15 protein-coding genes are annotated in these 17,453 nt (G+C 56.6%); 10 read left to right on the top strand and 5 right to left on the bottom strand.

The genetic code is table 11. From position 1 onward, the window contains the following. Window positions 1–420: 420 nt before the first annotated feature. Window positions 421–1,764 (top strand): 2-oxoadipate dioxygenase/decarboxylase HglS, encoded by a 1,344-nt coding sequence (gene hglS / locus ACOTZB_RS01920; protein WP_193807185.1) that lies wholly within the window; start codon window positions 421–423, stop codon window positions 1,762–1,764. 43 nt (window positions 1,765–1,807) lie between these two features. Continuing rightward, window positions 1,808–3,313 (top strand): carboxylesterase/lipase family protein, encoded by a 1,506-nt coding sequence (locus ACOTZB_RS01915; protein ID WP_421626363.1) that lies wholly within the window; start codon window positions 1,808–1,810, stop codon window positions 3,311–3,313. Here ACOTZB_RS01915 and ACOTZB_RS01910 read toward each other — a convergent pair. Beyond that, window positions 3,300–4,142, bottom strand: coding sequence for a LysR family transcriptional regulator (locus ACOTZB_RS01910; protein ID WP_421626362.1), 843 nt, complete (start codon window positions 4,140–4,142; stop codon window positions 3,300–3,302). The two genes, ACOTZB_RS01915 and ACOTZB_RS01910, sit on opposite strands and share 14 nt — an antisense overlap. Window positions 4,143–4,257: 115 nt before the next feature. Here ACOTZB_RS01910 and ACOTZB_RS01905 point away from each other — a divergent pair, with 115 nt between their 5' ends. From ACOTZB_RS01905 to rimL, 4 genes are all read left to right on the top strand, one after another. Further along, the gene (locus ACOTZB_RS01905; RefSeq protein WP_193807179.1) at window positions 4,258–5,427 is read left to right on the top strand and encodes a pyridoxal phosphate-dependent aminotransferase; all 1,170 of its coding nucleotides are present in this window, start codon (window positions 4,258–4,260) and stop codon (window positions 5,425–5,427) included. Window positions 5,428–5,437: 10 nt separating this feature from the next. Continuing rightward, on the top strand, window positions 5,438–6,211 hold the full coding sequence (locus ACOTZB_RS01900) for a transporter substrate-binding domain-containing protein (protein ID WP_193807177.1): 774 nt from the start codon (window positions 5,438–5,440) through the stop codon (window positions 6,209–6,211). A 356-nt stretch (window positions 6,212–6,567) separates the two neighbouring features. Beyond that, entirely contained in the window at window positions 6,568–8,223 is a 1,656-nt protein-coding gene (locus tag ACOTZB_RS01895) for a glucan biosynthesis protein D (protein ID WP_149323772.1), read from the top strand. 45 nt (window positions 8,224–8,268) lie between these two features. Beyond that, window positions 8,269–8,817 (top strand): 50S ribosomal protein L7/L12-serine acetyltransferase, encoded by a 549-nt coding sequence (gene rimL / locus ACOTZB_RS01890; RefSeq protein ID WP_421626361.1) that lies wholly within the window; start codon window positions 8,269–8,271, stop codon window positions 8,815–8,817. Here the strand turns inward: rimL and ydcK are convergent. Then, window positions 8,812–9,792, bottom strand: coding sequence for a YdcK family protein (gene ydcK / locus ACOTZB_RS01885; protein ID WP_421626360.1), 981 nt, complete (start codon window positions 9,790–9,792; stop codon window positions 8,812–8,814). The two genes, rimL and ydcK, sit on opposite strands and share 6 nt — an antisense overlap. A 133-nt stretch (window positions 9,793–9,925) precedes the next feature. On the opposite strand from ydcK, the gene tehB reads away from it, so the two are divergent. Next, the gene (gene tehB, locus ACOTZB_RS01880) at window positions 9,926–10,519 is read left to right on the top strand and encodes a tellurite resistance methyltransferase TehB (RefSeq protein WP_126303285.1); all 594 of its coding nucleotides are present in this window, start codon (window positions 9,926–9,928) and stop codon (window positions 10,517–10,519) included. Here the strand turns inward: tehB and pepT are convergent. Beyond that, window positions 10,516–11,745 (bottom strand): peptidase T, encoded by a 1,230-nt coding sequence (gene pepT / locus ACOTZB_RS01875; RefSeq protein ID WP_421626359.1) that lies wholly within the window; start codon window positions 11,743–11,745, stop codon window positions 10,516–10,518. The genes tehB and pepT overlap by 4 nt on opposite strands. A 111-nt stretch (window positions 11,746–11,856) precedes the next feature. Here pepT and ACOTZB_RS01870 point away from each other — a divergent pair, with 111 nt between their 5' ends. Together ACOTZB_RS01870 and ACOTZB_RS01865 are read left to right on the top strand one after the other, a co-directional pair. After that, window positions 11,857–13,452 carry an ABC transporter substrate-binding protein gene (locus ACOTZB_RS01870; protein ID WP_421626606.1) on the top strand — a complete coding sequence of 532 codons (1,596 nt, stop codon included), beginning with the start codon at window positions 11,857–11,859 and terminating at the stop codon, window positions 13,450–13,452. 135 nt (window positions 13,453–13,587) lie between these two features. Beyond that, a complete protein-coding gene (locus ACOTZB_RS01865; RefSeq protein ID WP_421626358.1) occupies window positions 13,588–14,262 on the top strand; it encodes a DUF3313 domain-containing protein in 675 nt (224 codons plus the stop codon). A 34-nt stretch (window positions 14,263–14,296) separates the two neighbouring features. On the opposite strand, the gene ACOTZB_RS01860 is transcribed toward ACOTZB_RS01865, so the two are convergent. Further along, complete coding sequence (locus ACOTZB_RS01860) at window positions 14,297–15,193, bottom strand: DMT family transporter (RefSeq protein WP_421626357.1); 897 nt, start codon at window positions 15,191–15,193, stop codon at window positions 14,297–14,299. Window positions 15,194–15,366: 173 nt separating this feature from the next. Here ACOTZB_RS01860 and ACOTZB_RS01855 point away from each other — a divergent pair, with 173 nt between their 5' ends. Then, window positions 15,367–16,239 (top strand): helix-turn-helix transcriptional regulator, encoded by an 873-nt coding sequence (locus ACOTZB_RS01855; RefSeq protein WP_421626356.1) that lies wholly within the window; start codon window positions 15,367–15,369, stop codon window positions 16,237–16,239. On the opposite strand, the gene ACOTZB_RS01850 is transcribed toward ACOTZB_RS01855, so the two are convergent. After that, complete coding sequence (locus ACOTZB_RS01850) at window positions 16,219–17,385, bottom strand: benzoate/H(+) symporter BenE family transporter (RefSeq protein ID WP_421626355.1); 1,167 nt, start codon at window positions 17,383–17,385, stop codon at window positions 16,219–16,221. The two genes, ACOTZB_RS01855 and ACOTZB_RS01850, sit on opposite strands and share 21 nt — an antisense overlap. Window positions 17,386–17,453: the final 68 nt, after the last annotated feature.

Raw genomic sequence — 17,453 nt, 5'->3', positions numbered from 1 at the left:
CGTTTTGCTATTTGCGGCTGCGTTATTTTTAAATATTTGTAAATTTGCGCTTCGCTTAAAATGGAAATATGGATAGACAGGAAGGACTTGTAAACAACCATTCAGATTAATCCTAACTTCAGCCTAAAAATTTGAAAGATGAGGATAAAAAAAATGGCGTACTCGAATTGGTTAATTTGCATTCAGGAGAGAACCAAAAAATACTCCTTTATAGCTAGAAAGCGGAACCCTAAATAATTATAAGGAAAATCCTGGATAAAAGCGTTCAGGTTGAAAGGGCGGTTCCGTTCGGCGCTGTTCAGGGACCCGTAGCACACGGTTTGACCACTGTCGTCTTAAGATCACAAATCAGAAATCTTTCCCCCCGGAAGGAACGGGTTTCTCTACACTCCAGGTAATATTCACTGGAGGCATGACATCATGGCGAACACCATCACGGCTGATGACATTCGGGAACACTTTTCGCAGGCTATGTCGGCGATGTACCAGCAGGAAGTTCCGCAGTACGGCACCTTGCTCGAACTGGTTGCGGACGTAAACCTGGCGGTTCTGGAAAATAATCCACTATTACATGAACAACTGGCTAACGCCGATGAGCTTGCGCGCCTGAACGTGGAGCGTCACGGGGCGATCCGCGTCGGCACGGCACAGGAACTTTCAACCCTGCGCCGTATGTTTGCCATTATGGGCATGTACCCGGTCAGCTATTACGATCTCTCTCAGGCGGGGGTGCCCGTCCACTCAACGGCGTTTCGTCCGATAGAAGATGCAGCGCTGTGCCGGAATCCGTTTCGTATCTTTACCTCGCTGCTGCGTCTTGAGCTGATTGAAAACGTCGCGCTGCGCGAACGTGCCGCGGAAATCCTCTCTCACCGCAACATCTTCACCCCGCGCTGCCTGGAACTGATCGACCTGCACGAGTCGGAAGGGCACTTTACTGACGCACAGGCGCACAAGTTTGTGCAGGAAGCGTTAGAAACCTTCCGCTGGCACCGCCATGCGACGGTCGATCGGGAGACCTATCTGGCCCTGAGCAACGAGCACCGTCTGATTGCCGACGTGGTCTGCTTCCCGGGCTGCCATATTAACCACCTCACGCCGCGCACGCTGGACATTGACCGGGTGCAGGAGCTGATGCCGAAGTACGGTATTGAGCCAAAAATTTTGATCGAAGGGCCGCCGCGTCGCGAGGTGCCCGTATTACTGCGTCAAACCAGCTTTAAGGCGCTGGAAGAGCCGGTGCTGTTTGCCGGTGAACATAAAGGCACCCACACCGCGCGCTTCGGTGAGATTGAACAGCGCGGCGTGGCGCTGACCCCGAAAGGCCGTGAACTTTACGATAGCCTCCTCGCCCAGGCCGGTACCGGCAAAGATAACCTGACGCATCAGCTGCATCTGCGGGAGATCTTTAGCGCCTTCCCGGACAGCGAAATGCTCATGCGCCGTCAGGAGCTGGCTTATTTCCGCTACCGTCTGACGCCTGCGGGTGAAGCGCATCGGCATGCGTTTCGTCCGGGCGACGATCCTCAGCCGCTGATTGAGCGCGGATGGGTGGTTGCCCAGCCCATCACCTACGAAGATTTTCTCCCGGTCAGCGCCGCGGGGATTTTCCAGTCCAATCTCGGGAACGAAACCCAGGCCCGCAGCCACGGTAACGCCAGCCGCGATGCGTTTGAAGACGCGCTGGGCTGCCCGGTGTATGACGAGTTTACGCTCTACCAGGAGGCTGAAACGCGCAGCAAACAGCGTTGCGGTTTGCTCTGAAATCGTTACTCTGCTGGGGTGTGATGGAAAAATTAAGGTCGTTATGCAAAATCCTTCCGCCCCTGTGGTTGAAACGCGCCAGGGCGCACTGTCTGGTTTAACCGATGAAAATGTCCACGTCTGGTGCGGTATTCCCTACGCTGCACCGCCCGTGGGGGAGTGGCGCTGGCGCTCGCCCCGGCCCCCTGAACCCTGGTATGGCCTGCGCGAGGCCTGGGCCTTCTCCGCCTCAAGCTGGCAAAGCAGCGAGTATTGTCAGGAGCTGGGCGGGGGCGATCCGGGCCAGTTTTCAGAAGACTGCCTCTACCTTAACGTCTGGTCTCCCGCAGAGCGCGCCGAGCCGCTCCCGGTTATGGTCTGGCTGCACGGAGGTGGCTTTACGATTGGTGCCGGGGGCCTGCCGCCGTATAACGGCAAAGCGCTGGCCACGCGCGGTGTGGTTGTGGTCACGATTAACTACCGTCTCGGCCATCTCGGCTTTTTCGCCCATCCCGCGCTGGAAGGCGAGGAAGGGCGCGTGGTGCATAATTTTGCCCTGCTGGATCAGATCGCCGCGCTCGACTGGGTGCGGGAGAATATCGCCGGGTTTGGCGGCGATCCCGCTAATGTGACCCTGTTTGGCGAATCCGCCGGTGCGCGCAGCGTGCTTTCTCTGCTGGCCTCGCCGCTGGCAGAAGGATTGTTCCATAAGGCGATTGTGCAAAGCGGATACACCTTACCGGACACGCCGCGCGAGCAGGCGCTGCAAAAAGGAGAAGCGCTGGCCGCCCATTTCGGGCTGGAAAATGCGACCGCCGGGCAGCTGCGCGCCATTCCGCCCGAGGCGTTCTGGCCGCTCACCGCGCCGCTTAACGTTGCCCCGGCGCCTATCGCTGGAGACTGTGTTCTGCCGGAAGCCATGCTGGACGTCTTTTTCGCCGCCCGTCAGCATCCGGTGCCGGTGATGATTGGCTCCAACAGCGATGAAGCCAGCGTGATGGCGGTGTTTGGCATCGATCTCGCCGGACAAATTCAGAAGCTTCGCCGGGAGCGCCGCTTCGGGCTGGGGCTGATTAAGCTGCTCTATCCGGGCGTGAAGGGCGATGAAGAGCTGGGCAGACAGGTGTGCCGCGACATGGCGTTCACCACGATGGGCTACGTGGTGATGCAGGCCCAGCAGCGCGTCGGTGGACTGTGCTGGCGTTATTGGTTTGACTATGTCGCGGAAGCGGAACATGCCACCTATATTAACGGCGCGTGGCACGGCAATGAAGTGCCTTACGTCTTTGATACCCTTGGCCAGGTGGAGCCTTCACGCCAGTATGTCAACGAAAGGGATTTGCAGTTTGCTGCTCAGGTGGCCGATTACTGGGTGAGCTTTGCGCGTGACGCGGGTCGTCGCGACATCCTGCCCGGGCCGACGCACTGGCCCGCGTGCCGTAAAGGGCGGGACGTTCTGTTACGCATTGGCGTGAATAAACATGCAGCTTTCAGGCTTGAAAACCGCTTTATGCGCGCCCGCATGAGCCTCTTCAAGCGGGTGATGAAGCACCACGTCAGCCTCGATTAAGCAAACAGGCGCGAAACGCCGCGAGACCATTTTCCTCGCCTGGCGTTTCGCGCAGCACCAGCCGGTAGCTTGCGCCGGTTTTTATGCTTGTCTCATAGGGCCGTACCAGCCTGCCCGCGTGAACATCTTCTGCCACCAGCGTTTCGTCGGCGATGGCGACGCCGAGCCCCTGAATGGCGGCCGTAATGGCGAGATCCATCGTGTCGAAGTGTTGATTTTTGTGCATGGCAAAGCCCGGACCTTCCTGTTTCGCCAGCCACAGCGACCAGTCTGTCTTATCCCTTGTTGGGTGTAGAAACGTCAGCGATCCCAGCGCTGCTCCTGCCCGCACCGGGCTTATCACCGGGGTGAGCGCCTCGTCGAACAGCAGATCGCCTGCGCTCATGTGCGTGCCGAACACAATGGCCGCGTCGTAAGATTCGGTTTTGAAATTGACGTTGTGATCGGTTGTGGTGGTCAGCGCAATTTGCAGATCCGGATGCTCGCGCTCCACCTCCAGCAGGCGCGGCACCAGCCAGCGCATGGCGCAGGTGGGGGCCTTCAGCCGGATCACCCTGTGCTGGCTGCGGGCCTGGTCGGCCACGGACAGCAGCTGCTCGAAAGCGGACTGCAACTCCGGAAGCAGGGCGCTACCCTGCGGTGAGAGGCGTAGCCCGCGCGCGTGGCGTTCAAAAAGCGGAAAGCCAAACCACGCCTCAAGGGAGGCAATCTTGCGGCTCACGGCCCCCTGCGTCAGACACAGTTCCGCCGCGGCATGGGTAAGATTGAGGTGACGCGCGGTGACTAAAAATGCGTCGATGGCATTAAGGGGGAGCGAACGGCGTGACATAGAAAACACCTCAGCTATGCATTTTTCTCATGGCTATTATGACAACAATTCGATTGTCCCGACAGCACAGATGTTGTTTGAATAGTTATGCAATGTCCATGAGAAGGGAAAGAGGATGACTTTACGAACGCCTGTGCAAACGCGCTCCAAACTGCCGGATGTGGGAACCACCATTTTTACCGTTATCGGCCAGCTTTCGGGGCAGCATAACGCGATTAACCTTTCTCAGGGCGCACCGAATTTTTCCTGCGACCCGAAGCTGATTGCGGGCGTCACCCGCGCGATGGAGGCGGGGCACAACCAGTACGCGTCGATGACCGGCCTGCAGCCGCTCAAGGAACGTATTGCCGATAAAATTGCTACGCTCTACGGCACGCAGTATGACCCTGCCAGCGAGGTGCTGGTGACCGCCAGCGCCAGCGAAGGGCTCTATTCGGCGATTAGCGGGCTGGTGCATCCGGGCGATGAGGTGATCTACTTTGAGCCGTCCTTTGACAGCTACGCGCCGATTGTCCGTCTGCAGGGGGCAACCCCGATTGCCATCAAGCTCACCGTGCCGGATTTTGCCGTCAACTGGGATGAGGTTCGCGCCGCGATCACCCCGCGCACGCGCATGATTATCATCAATACGCCGCACAACCCGAGCGGTCAGGTCTTCTCTGCCAGTGACCTGCAGCAGCTGGCGGCGCTTACGCGCAATACCGACATCATTATTTTGTCTGACGAAGTATACGAACACGTCGTTTTTGACGGCGAGCCGCACCACGGGATGGCCACGCACCCCCAGCTGGCGGAGCGCAGCGTGATTATTTCCTCTTTCGGAAAAACCTATCACGTCACCGGATGGCGCGTGGGTTACTGTGTTGCACCGGCGGTACTGATGGACGAGATTTGTAAAGTGCATCAATTTTTAATGTTTTCTGCCGATACGCCAATGCAGTACGCGTTTGCTGAGCATATGATCGACCCGCAAACCTGGCTGTCGCTCTCTGCGTTTTACCAGCGCAAGCGCGATCTGCTGCACAGCCTGCTGGCCGATTCACCGTTTACGCTGCTGCCGAGCGCCGGATCGTTCTTCATGCTGGCGGATTACAGCCAGTTCAGCGACGAGCGCGACAGCGAGCTGGTGAAACGGCTGATCGTTGAGTACGGCGTTGCCACCATTCCGCTGTCGGCGTTTTATGCGGACGGTACGGATAATAAATTGATTCGTCTCTCTTTTGCGAAAGATGAGGCGACGTTACGGGCAGGTGCCCAGGCCCTGTGTCGGGTTAAACCACGCTGAGGAGTATTAGATGAAATTACGCGCGTTAGTTGTCGGCATGGGATTGCTGTGTACTTTTCCTTCCTTCGCGGCCACCGAGCTGCGTTACGGTCTGGAAGCGGAATACCCGCCGTTTGAGAGCCGCAATGCGGCGGGCGAACTGGAAGGGTTTGACGTGGAGCTGGGGAATGCCATCTGCAAAGCGGCAGCGCTGAAGTGCAGCTGGGTTGAAACCTCCTTTGATGCGCTGATCCCGGGCCTGGTGGCGAAGAAATTTGACGCCATCAACTCGGCGATGAACATCACCGAGCAGCGCCGCAAGAGCATTGATTTTACCCAGCCGATCTACCGTATTCCGTCGCAGCTGGTCGGTAAGGCCGGTACGGCGGTTGAGGCAACGCCAGAAGGGCTGAAGGGCAAAACTATCGGCGTACTGCAGGGATCCATTCAGGAAACCTATGCCAAAGAGCACTGGGAAAAGCAGGGTGTCACCGTGGTGTCTTATAAAGATCAGAATATGGCCTGGGGCGATCTGCTGAATGGCCGTATCGACGCCTCGCTGGTCATGTCCGCGGCCGGGCAGGCAGGTTTCCTCAGCAAGCCGCAGGGGAAAGGGTTTGGCTTCATCGGCAAACCGGTGTCTGACGACACTATCCTCGGCAGTGGGATCGGTTTTGGGTTGCGTAAAGGTGACGAGGCCACCAAAAAGCAGCTTGATACCGCGATTGATAAAGTACGTGCCGACGGCACGATCGCCAAACTCGCTGATAAGTACTTCCCGGGTATCGATGTCAGCGTAAAATAACCGCCTCATTCGCCCCGTCAGCTGATGTCCTGACGGGGCATTTTTAATACACTTCATCCTTCAAGCTGCCTCTGCGTTGGCTACGTCTGTTCACCCCAGTCACTTACTTAAGTAAGCTCCTGGGGATTCTCAGACTTGCCGCCTTGATCCAGCATGAATGATTTTGTGTATTTACTGTTTTTTACACCACTTTCGGGCCGTTCTGGTCGACAGAAAATATTTCTCACTTTGTTCATATAATCACCGGCCAACAATTGGATTCTTAACCATTTTTGTTTAGGCTGTGCGTTCTTTCTTGCCGTCATTTCGCCGAGCGCGAAACACATTCACACGACCATAAGGACGTTTTTCCAGGCATGAATCGCAGACGTTTTCTAAAAGGCTCGCTGGCAGTGGCAGCCCTGAGCGGCACATCTGGCCTTGCTTCCCTGTTTTCCAAAGCGGCATACGCTGCCGACTCTGACATTGCTGACGGCCAGAGCCGTCGTTTCGACTTCTCCGTACTGCAATCCATGGCGCATGACCTGGCGAAAACCCCGTGGGGTGGCGCGCCGCGTCCGCTGCCGGACACGCTGGCAACCATGACGCCGCAGGCGTACAACGCCATCCGCTACGATGAAAAACAGTCACTGTGGAACAACATTGAAGGGCGTCAGCTGGACGTGCAGTTCTTCCATATGGGGATGGGGTTCCGTCGCCGCGTGCGGATGTTCTCGCTGGACCAGTCGACCTCTATGGCGCGCGAGATCCACTTCCGTCCGGAGCTGTTCAGCTACGGTGAAACGGGTGTGGATACCAAACAGCTGGAAGGGCAAAGCGATCTCGGGTTTGCGGGATTCCGCGCCTTTAAGGCGCCGGAGCTGGCGCGTCGCGATATCGTCTCTTTCCTGGGCGCGAGCTATTTCCGCGCGGTGGATGACACCTACCAGTACGGCCTGTCTGCCCGCGGTCTGGCGGTAGATACCTTTACCGATACGCCGGAAGAGTTTCCCGATTTCACTTCATTCTGGTTTGAAACCGTTAAGCCCGGCGACACGACTTTTACCGTCTATACCCTGCTGGACAGCCCGAGCATCACCGGTGCCTACAAATTCGTAATCCACTGCGAGAAGAGCCAGGTGATTATGGAGGTGGAAAACCATCTCTACGCGCGGAAGGACATCAAGCAGCTCGGCATCGCGCCGATGACCAGTATGTTTAGCTGCGGCAATAACGAACGCCGCATGTGTGACACCATTCACCCGCAAATTCATGACTCCGACCGCCTGGCAATGTGGCGCGGCAACGGGGAGTGGATCTGTCGTCCGCTGAACAACCCGCAGAAGCTGCAGTTCAACGCCTATATGGACAAAAACCCGAAAGGGTTCGGCCTGCTGCAGCTCGACCGCGATTTCTCGCACTATCAGGACGTGATGGGCTGGTATAACAAACGCCCGAGCCTGTGGGTGGAACCGCGTAACAACTGGGGGAAAGGCGCGGTTGGCCTGATGGAGATCCCGACTACCGGCGAAACGCTGGATAACGTGGTCTGCTTCTGGCAGCCGGAAAAAGCGGTGAAAGCGGGCGACGAGCTGGACTTCAAATATCGCCTCTACTGGAGCGCCATGCCGCCGGTGCGTTCTCCGCTGGCCAACGTCTTCGCCACCCGTACCGGCATGGGCGGCTTCCCGGAAGGCTGGGCACCGGGCGAAAATTACCCGAAAGTGTGGGCCCGTCGCTTTGCCATCGACTTCGTCGGCGGCGACCTGAAGGCCGCTGCGCCAAAAGGCATCGAGCCGGTGATTACGCTCTCCAGCGGTGAAGCGAAGCAGGTTGAGATCCTCTACGTTGAGCCGTTTGACGGCTATCGCATCCTGTTTGACTGGTATCCGACGTCGGATTCAACGGAGCCGGTGGATATGCGCCTGTTCCTGCGCTGCCAGGGCGATGCCATCAGTGAAACCTGGCTGTACCAGTATTTCCCACCAGCGCCGGATAAACGTAACTACGTTGACGACCGGATAATGCGTTAACGATCGATTCCCTCTCCCTTCGGGAGAGGGATAGGGTGAGGGGCAATGACCGCAGCAAAATCCGAAATAATCCCGATATCTGACGCTCTCGAGCTTCGCGCCGTCGAAGAGCGCTACGCCGCCGATCTGCATAATCTCGTCGTCAAAAATAAAACCTTTCTGCAAACCGCCTTTGACTGGGCGCAGCACGTCGGCAGCGAGGAGGATACCCGCCGCAACGTGCAGAGCAATCAGATGCTGCATCAGCGCGGCTACGCCAAAATGTTTTTGATCTTCAAGAGTGATGAACTGGTTGGCGTGCTGTCGTTCAATACGATTGAACCAGCCAACAAAGCCGGGTACATCGGCTACTGGCTGGATGAAGCCCACCAGGGGCAGGGCATTCTCTCCCGGTCACTGCAGGCGTTTATGCGCTACTACGCTGAGCGCGGGGAGATCCGCCGTTTTGTGATCAAGTGTCGGGTGGCGAATCAGCACAGCAACAGCGTTGCCGTGCGCAACGGTTTTACGCTGGAAGGGTGCTTGCGGGAAGCGGAATACCTGAATGGCCGCTTTGACGATGTGAATATCTACGGTAAGATCTACGCCCTATAACGCGCCCAGCAGCGGGGTGCGGGTGATGCGCTGGTCGCCGTTAATCACCTTTTCGCCGCGCAGGTGAATGCTCTCCCCGGCAAACGCTTCAATGACCGCATCATCTGTGATTTCAACCCGGTGCTCGATCAGCACATCGCCACTGATCCGCGCGCGTCCCTGAATCACGACTTTATCATCCAGCATGATCGGCCCGCCGCGCAGCCAGGCCTGACCGCCAATCAGGACGTGATGCTTGATGACGCAGTTTCCTTCCACCACGGCATTCTCCGCAATCTGAGAGCTGTAGCGCACCGTCGGAATAGCATCGTCGTCATAACCGGCAATCACGCGGGCGTTGCCATAGACCTTTGCGCAGTCGCACACCCAGACGTTATTTAAGTCGTTACCTTCGAGGATGGCGTTGTCGAATATTTCGGCGCGGTGCTCAACAAAGGCAAAATTAACCATCGCCTCGCCGTAGATCTGCGCCTGATGCACAATGCGCGACTGGCTCACCGTCGCCTTATCGTAGATTTGCAGGATCTGGTCATGGTCCGGCGTCAGCCCTTTGGCGGCAATGATAACGCTATTGTGCAAAATGCGGGCGTCGCCGTAGAGATGGCACTCGCCCCTTACGCAGGATTGCTGAATGGTGACGTTGTCACTTATTCGCGCCCCGTGGCTGACCTCTGCGCCGTCCAGCCAGCAGCTGTCACCGATACGGGCATCATGGCTCACGACGCACGGCAGGGTAAGACGCGCGTTGCCGGACACGGTCGCTCCGGCGAACACCACGCTGTTTTCGTCGTAGATCCAACAGTCGCCGTCCTGCGCGAGGGCGCGCTCATCGTCAACCCAGCCGCCTTTCGTGCCGGCCGTCACGTCGTTAAAATCCACTGTCGCGATGATCTGCCGCAGCGTGACGGAGCGGGTAGTGTCGCCGTTTTTCCATTGCCAGAGGCGGGTTTCGTCGCTGAGGCGATATTTGTTCATCTTTATTTCTCTGATAAGCGTCTTCACTAAACGTAGCAAATTTTTCGATTTTCGAGCGGCTGGCAACCAGACGGTAAACGCCTTAAAATAGCATCCAGGATGCACTTTCACTTTATGAGAACGCAGGAAAACAATGACTGTCGATGAGAATTACTTCACAGAGAAATATGGCTTAACCCGTACCCATTCAGAAGTGCTGTACAGCGCGGAGATTGTGAAACCCGGTAAAACGCTGGATCTGGGCTGCGGCAACGGCCGTAACAGCCTCTATCTTGCAGCTAACGGCCACGATGTCACCGCATGGGACAAGAACCCGATGAGCATCGATAATATCGAGCGCATTAAGGCGGAAGAAGGGATCGATAACCTCCACACGGCGATTAAAGATCTCAACAATCTCAGTTTTGACGGCGAGTACGATTTCATTCTCTCCACCGTGGTGCTGATGTTCCTGGAGTCAAAAACCATCCCGGGACTTATCGCCAACATGCAGCGCTGCACCAAGCCCGGCGGCTACAACCTGATTGTTGCCGCGATGGACACGGCGGATTACCCGTGCACCGTCGGCTTCCCGTTTGCGTTCAAAAGCGGCGAGCTGAGCAACTACTACGAAGGCTGGGAGTTGCTCAAATACAACGAAGACGTTGGCGAACTGCACCGCACCGATGAAAACGGCAACCGCATCAAGCTGCGCTTTGCCACGATGCTGGCGCGCAAGCCCGCTTAACGGGCGGCCAGCAGGCAGATCTGCAGTGCGGTGTTATAAGACGCCTCGAACGACGACAGCGGCAGGAATTCAAACTTCGAGTGGAAGTTATGCGCGCCGGTGAAGAAGTTCGGCGTGAGCAGCCCTTTTGCCGAGAGCGCCGCGCCGTCGGTACCGCCGCGCATGGGCGTCGGTTTCGGCGTGATGCCGAGCGATTCCATCGCCTCGAACATCAGATCGATGGCGCGCCGGTCCTCACCAATCGCATTGCTGATATTGCTGTAGGTATCTTCAATGCGATAGTTTAGCCTGGCCGTTGGATGTTGGGCGGCAATCAGCGCGGCAACGTCGGCAATCTGCTGCTTGCGGGCGGCAAAGCTGTTCTTGTCAAAGTCGCGGATATTGGCCTTAAGAATGGCCTCGTTTTGCCCGGCCTGAATGCCGTTAAACCAGATGTAGCCTTCACGCCCCTCGGTGCACTCTGGCGTTTGCAGACGGTCAAAATGGCTGATGTAATCAGTCGCCATCAGCAGGGGATTCACCAGCACGCCTTTGGCGGACATCGGGTGCGCCGTTACGCCGGTAAAGCGGATTTCAGCGGCTGCCGCATTAAAGTTCTCGTAGACAATTTCCCCCAGCTCGCAGCAGTCGATAGTCCAGGCGAAGTCGACGTCAAAGCGCTTAAGGTCCAGCGCTTTTGCACCGTTCAGGCCGATCTCTTCGTCAGGCACAAACGCCACGACGATATCTCCGTGCTGATGTTCCGCGGTCAGGTTTTCCAGCACCGTCATGACCACCGTGACCGCCGATTTATTATCCGCGCCCAATACGCTGGTTCCGTCGCTGAAAATAATCTCCTCATTCGGATACGCCAGAATTTCAGGATGCTCGTTAACCCGCAGCCAGATGTCTTTCTCTTTATTAAGACAGAGATCTTCGCCGGTAAAGGTTAATATTTGTGGATGAATATCCGGTGATAATCCCACGTCCACGGTATCAATATGGGTAATAAAGCCGATGCGCGGCGCACCGGGCACGTTGCCTTTTTTTACCGCCGTTACCGTGGCGAATTCATCAATAACAATGTCGTCTAAACCCAGCTGCGCCAGCTCCTGCGCCAGTTCCCGCGCCATGTCGTGCTGGCCCGGCGTTGAGGGCAGGGTTTTGACTTTAGGATCGCTCTGGCTGGTGATCGCGAGATAGCGGAAAAAACGGTGCGTTAATTGTCTGGAAAGCGGCGAGCCCATAGTGATTTATTCCTTATTTATTTTTCAGGTGTTTGCCACATCACTTTAATGTTATTTATGAAATGGCAAAAGAATTAATTAGCCGTCGAATTAAAAAGACAGGAATAAATGATGAAAAGCAAACTCACAACTTTAACGCTGGCGCTTGCTGCACTCACGGTCAGTTCCACCGTTGCCGCGAAAACGCTGGTGTATTGCTCCGAAGGATCGCCGGAAAACTTTAATCCTCAGCTATACACCTCGGGAACCAGCGTGGACGCCAGCGCCGTGCCGGTCTATAACCGGTTGGTCGATTTCAAACCCGGCACCACGGAGCTGGTGCCGAGCCTGGCGGAGCGCTGGGAGGTGAGCGACGACGGCAAGGTTTACACCTTCCATCTGCGTAAGGGCGTTAAATTCCAGAGTAATAAATCCTTCACGCCGACCCGCGACTTTAACGCCGACGACGTGATTTTCTCGTTTATGCGTCAGAAAGACGTGAATCATCCGTATCACAACGTCTCTAACGGCAGCTACTCCAACTTCGAAAGTCTGGAATTTGGCAGCCTGATAACCGGCATTGATAAAGTTGATGACCACACCGTGCGCTTTACCCTGGCGCACCCGGAAGCGCCGTTTGTCGCCGATCTGGCATGGTATTTTGCCTCGATCCTGTCCGCGGAATATGCCGACGCGATGCTCAAAGCGGCCACGCCCGAGAAGGTGGATATGGAGCCTATAGGCACCGGCCCGTTTAAGCTGGCCCAGTATCAGAAGGATTCGCGGATCCTGTTCACGGCGTTTGCCGACTACTGGCAGGGGAAATCGAAGCTGGACCGGCTGGTGTTTAGCATCACGCCGGATGCCTCCGTGCGTTTTGCCAAAATTGAGAAGAACGAATGTCAGGTGATGCCGTTCCCGAACCCGGCGGACCTGCCGCGCATGAAGGCGAACAAAGACATCAACCTGATGAGCAAAGCCGGACTGAATACCGGTTTTCTGGCGTTCAATACCCAAAAACCGCCGCTGGATAACGTAAAAGTCCGTCAGGCGCTGGCGATGGCCATCAACAAACCGGCCATTATTGATGCGGTGTTCCACGGCACCGGCACTGCGGCGAAGAACCTCCTGCCGCCGGGCGTCTGGGGCGCAGACAGCGAGCTTAAGGATTACGATTACGATCCTGAAAAGGCGAAAGCGCTGCTGAAAGAGGCCGGTTTTGCCAACGGCGTGAGCGTCGACCTGTGGGCGATGCCGGTGCAGCGTCCGTACAATCCGAATGCGAAACGCATGGCGGAAATGATTCAGGCCGACTGGGCGAAAATCGGCGTACAGACCAAAATCGTCACCTACGAGTGGGGCGAATATCTTAAGCGCGTGAAGGGCGGGGAACATCAGGCCGCGCTGATGGGCTGGACGACCGCAACGGGCGATCCCGACAACTTCTTTGGTCCGCTATTTACCTGTACCTCGGCAAACGGTGGCTCAAATTCGGCGAAATGGTGCTACAAGCCCTTCGATAAAATTATTGCGGAAGCAAAATCAACCACCGATCGCGATAAACGCGTGGCGCTGTATAAAGAGGCTCAGCAAATGATGCATGATCAAATGCCGGCGGTGATGATTGCGCATTCAACCATTTTCGAGCCGGTGCGCAAGGAGGTGACGGGCTATGAAATTGACCCGTTTGGCAAACATCTGTTCTGGCAACTGGATATAAATCAGTAATTTTTCACTGCCCGGCACGCCTCCGGGCAGTCTTTTCGCAATTTGTGCTCTCCGCATCATTTTTTGTCACAACAAACCCATCGGTCTTTTGCTATAACTTCAAATGCATACTTGCAGATAACACGGAAAACTATCATGCGTTCTCAAACTTTTTTTAAAGTTGCAGTGCTTACTGGTCTGTTGGCGTTGGCGGGCTGTTCTTCAAAAGTCGCGGCTCCCGAACAATATTCTGGCTTTTTAAAAGACTATTCCGGCTTGCAGCAGACGACGTCTGCGACGGGAAAACCAACGCTGCGTTGGGTTGATCCTTCTTATAACGAAGCTAATTACGACAGTATTCTCTGGACGCCGATTACTTATTATCCTGCGCCTAAACCGACCACTCAAATTGGTCAAAAAACGCTTGATGAGCTGTTGAATTACACCAATAACAAAATGAAAACCGCTATTGGTACCCGTAAGCCAGTGGTGACCACGCCGGGTAAACACAGCCTGATTTTCCGCGGTGCAATTACCGGGGTGAGTTCGCAGAAAGAGGGTCTGCAGTTCTATGAAGTGGTGCCGGTCGCGCTGGTGGTAGCAGGTACGCAAATGGCAACCGGACATCGCACCATGGATACCCATCTTTACTTTGAAGGTGAGCTGATTGATGCGGCAACCAATAAGTCCGTAATGAAGGTGGTTCGTAAAGGCGAAGGTAAAGAGCTGGCAAACGAAAATACGCCGATGGGCTTTGCGACGCTGAAACAGGTAGTTGATGACATGGCGACGGACGCCACCATGTTTGATGTGAAAAAGACCGCGAAATAAAATAAAACGGCCTGCGTAATGCAGGCCTTTTTATTTACGCCATTCGTAAGCGTCTGAACCAGGTTTCTGGTTTGGTAAACATCACCATATTTCCCCCCAAAATCAGCAATAACCCCACGATTCCGTTGATATGCCAGACGTAGCCTTCGTACACCGTGGAGATGGACAGCGCCACCAGCGGGAAGAGCAGCGTACTGTAGGCCGCTTTGCCCGGACCGATACGTCCCACCAGCGTGAAGTAGGCGCCAAAGGCAATCACCGAACCAAACACGGCCAGATAGAGCAGCGCGCCAATGTAGCTGATGGTCCACTCTGGCGCGAAGCTGTCGCCTCTGAGCAGGGCAATGCAACCCATTACCAGCGTGCCGTAGAGCATCGCCCAGGCGTTGGTGGTCATGGTTTCCAAGCCTCTGCGCTGGTGACGCATGCTGATCATATTGCCCAGCGAGAAGCCGTAGGTGCCGAGCGCGGAAAGACCAATCCCGGTCAGGAGCGACGCGCTCCAGCCGCTGGCCAGCAGATCGTCCCAGAAGAGGGTGACGATCCCAGTCAGGCCCAGAGCCGCCGCCGTCCAGAAACGCGCGGGCGGGCGCTGCCCGAAGAAGATAAAGCTGTTAATGGCGTTATAGAGCACGGCCATGGAGAAGATCACCGATTCCAGCCCGGTATTGATATGTGCCGCTGCCGTGTAAAAACACCAGAAGTTAAAGCAGAAAACGCAGCATCCCTGGAGCATACAAAAGAGGTGATCCCGCAGCGCCAGCTTGCGCAGGCGGCGCAGGGCGAGTAACACCACCATCATCGTGAGGCTGGCGACGGCGAAACGCCAGAAAATAGAGACGGGTGCCGCTACGGGACCCTGCTGCAGGAAAATCGCAATCCAGGTGGTTCCCCAGATGACCACCACCAGTCCGTATAATAATGCGTTCATATTTTTCTCTTCTCAAACCATGGAAGCCCGCAGTATGCCGCTGAGATCGGTCAGGGGCTTTCACCGGCTTGCGGTCGACTTGCAAAATCTTGCGCTTTTTTCTTCCCCGGGGGCTGGCAACGGGAGACAACTCTTCTTAGACTGATATTCCAGTCAATCACGCGCTTACGGTCATGTCTCACGCTTACGATACCTTTGAAACGCTTTGCCAACAGAATGCGGTCCTGCGGGAAACCGTCTCGCTGAACTCGGGCATCCAGCTGGCAGCGTGGTACAACAAGCACGATACGATAACGGTAAAAAGTAACCACCATACCCTGAGCCTGTACGTGGCGGACGGCTACGAAAGCTACCAAAAAACGCCGGGCGGCTGGAGGAACGGCGGGGGGCCGAACCGTTTCTGCTTGATGCCAAAAGAGAGCGAATCGACGTGGGATATCCGCGATGACCTGTCGTTTGTCCATCTCTACTGCACCGACGAACACCTGCGCGACGTGGGGGAGAAGATCTGGGATAAGCGCCCGCTTTCGCTGACGCTGGACGAGCGCATTTTTGGTAGCGATCCGAAGATCACCGCGCTTTATCGCCAGTTTTTGCTCGGCTGCGACTGGCAGCAGCATGCCAACCAGCTCACCCTGAGCACGGCCTCTACGCTGCTCCTGACCCATCTGCTGCAAAACTACTCTAACGTTCAGTGGAAGCTGCCGGTCGTCACCGGCGGGCTATCGCCATTCGTGCTGCGCAACGTGCTGGCCTTTATTGAAGAGAACCTCGGACAACCCCTGACGCTGGCTGAACTGGCGGCGCAGGCCGCCCTCAGCGAATACCATTTTGCCCGCATGTTCCGCCAGTCGACGGGGCTGGCGCCGCATCAGTACGTGATGCAGAGAAGAATGGAAAAAGCGAAGGCCCTTGTGCAGCACACGGCGACGCCGCTAACGGACATCGCCCTTGCCTGTGGGTTTAACTCCGCCAGCCACTTCAGCAACCGCTTTCGCAGCGCGACGGGTATGACGCCTTCGCAGCTACGCGCGGCGCGCGCGTGAAAACAGGGCATAGCACACGCCGCCCAGCACCAGCCCCCAGAATGCCGAACCGATGCCGAGGATCGTGACGCCGCTCGCGGTCATCAGGAACGTGACGATGGCCGCGTCGCGCTCCGCCTCGTGATTCAGCGCCTGATATAAACTCCCGCTAATGGTTCCCAGCAGCGCCAGACCGGCGAGCGTCTGGATCCAGCTGAGCGGCAAAGCGGCCATCAGCCCGGTAATCGAGCCGCCGAAAATCCCCGCAAGCAGATAAAAACCTCCCGCTGCGACGGCCGCCAGCCAGCGTTTATCGGCGTCCGGGTGTGCATCCGGGCTTTGGCAAATGGCGGCGGTAATGGCCGCGATGCAGATTGAAAAGACGCCAAACGGAGAAAACAGAAGCGCCAGTCCGCCCGTCACGACGATAAGAGGTGAGACCGCCAGCGGGTAACCGGAGGCTTTCATCGTGGCGAACCCCGGCGCGTTCTGCGAGGCCATGGTCACCAGGAAGAAGGGCACGCCAATACTCACCAGGCTGGTGAAGGTGAACGTGGGCGCAATAAACTCAGGCATAGTAAGGGAGAGCGTGAGCTTATCCGTGACAACGTCACCGCCCGCCCATGCCACGATACCGCCGACCAGCAGCGTGACCACGATGGCATAGCGCGGCGCCAGCGCTTTTGCCATCAGCCACGCCGCAATCATGCTGCCGCACAGCAGAAAGTGACCCTCCAGGTGCGCAAACGCGTGCAGGCCAAACTGCAGCAACACGCCTGCCAGCATGGCGGCAGCAAGCGAATGCGGGATAAGCTTCATCAGACGGGCGAAAAGCCCGGTAATGCCGCAAAGTAAAATAAGCCCGTTAGCAAAGATGAACACGCCGATCGTTTCCGGCAGCGTCACGCCGTGCAGGCTGGTAGCGAGCAGCGCCGCGCCGGGCGTCGACCAGGCGGTCAGCACCGGCGCTTTGTACCACCAGGAAAGCGCCAGCGTGCTGACGCCCATCCCAATCCCCAACGCGGTCATCCAGCCTGCGATCTGCTGCGCGCTGGCACCAGCCGCCGCGGCTGCCTGCCAGATGATGGCGGCCGAGCTGGCGTAACCGACCAGCACGGCGACAAATCCAGCCAGGGCGACTGGAACAAGGTGAGAGGAAGGGCGCATGAAAACTCCGTTGTGCGTTATAACGTCCGATATAAGGTAACACTGTGCGCTATAGCGTACAAGTGGTA

Source organism: Enterobacter cloacae complex sp. SHL020 (assembly GCF_049236945.1).
GTDB classification, from domain to species: Bacteria; Pseudomonadota; Gammaproteobacteria; order Enterobacterales; family Enterobacteriaceae; genus Enterobacter; species Enterobacter dykesii.
Note: the sequence above shows the minus strand (reverse complement) of the source record. Positions and strands in the feature narration are given on the sequence as shown.

Excerpts from the sequence above, each read along its gene's own strand:
- hglS (WP_193807185.1), top strand. The coding sequence starts at position 421 with ATGGCGAACACCATCACGGCTGATGACATTCGGGAACACTTTTCGCAG.
- ACOTZB_RS01915 (WP_421626363.1), top strand. The coding sequence starts at position 1,808 with ATGCAAAATCCTTCCGCCCCTGTGGTTGAAACGCGCCAGGGCGCACTG.
- ACOTZB_RS01910 (WP_421626362.1), bottom strand. The coding sequence starts at position 4,142 with ATGTCACGCCGTTCGCTCCCCCTTAATGCCATCGACGCATTTTTAGTC.
- ACOTZB_RS01905 (WP_193807179.1), top strand. The coding sequence starts at position 4,258 with ATGACTTTACGAACGCCTGTGCAAACGCGCTCCAAACTGCCGGATGTG.
- ACOTZB_RS01900 (WP_193807177.1), top strand. The coding sequence starts at position 5,438 with ATGAAATTACGCGCGTTAGTTGTCGGCATGGGATTGCTGTGTACTTTT.
- ACOTZB_RS01895 (WP_149323772.1), top strand. The coding sequence starts at position 6,568 with ATGAATCGCAGACGTTTTCTAAAAGGCTCGCTGGCAGTGGCAGCCCTG.
- rimL (WP_421626361.1), top strand. The coding sequence starts at position 8,269 with ATGACCGCAGCAAAATCCGAAATAATCCCGATATCTGACGCTCTCGAG.
- ydcK (WP_421626360.1), bottom strand. The coding sequence starts at position 9,792 with ATGAACAAATATCGCCTCAGCGACGAAACCCGCCTCTGGCAATGGAAA.
- tehB (WP_126303285.1), top strand. The coding sequence starts at position 9,926 with ATGACTGTCGATGAGAATTACTTCACAGAGAAATATGGCTTAACCCGT.
- pepT (WP_421626359.1), bottom strand. The coding sequence starts at position 11,745 with ATGGGCTCGCCGCTTTCCAGACAATTAACGCACCGTTTTTTCCGCTAT.
- ACOTZB_RS01870 (WP_421626606.1), top strand. The coding sequence starts at position 11,857 with ATGAAAAGCAAACTCACAACTTTAACGCTGGCGCTTGCTGCACTCACG.
- ACOTZB_RS01865 (WP_421626358.1), top strand. The coding sequence starts at position 13,588 with ATGCGTTCTCAAACTTTTTTTAAAGTTGCAGTGCTTACTGGTCTGTTG.
- ACOTZB_RS01860 (WP_421626357.1), bottom strand. The coding sequence starts at position 15,193 with ATGAACGCATTATTATACGGACTGGTGGTGGTCATCTGGGGAACCACC.
- ACOTZB_RS01855 (WP_421626356.1), top strand. The coding sequence starts at position 15,367 with ATGTCTCACGCTTACGATACCTTTGAAACGCTTTGCCAACAGAATGCG.
- ACOTZB_RS01850 (WP_421626355.1), bottom strand. The coding sequence starts at position 17,385 with ATGCGCCCTTCCTCTCACCTTGTTCCAGTCGCCCTGGCTGGATTTGTC.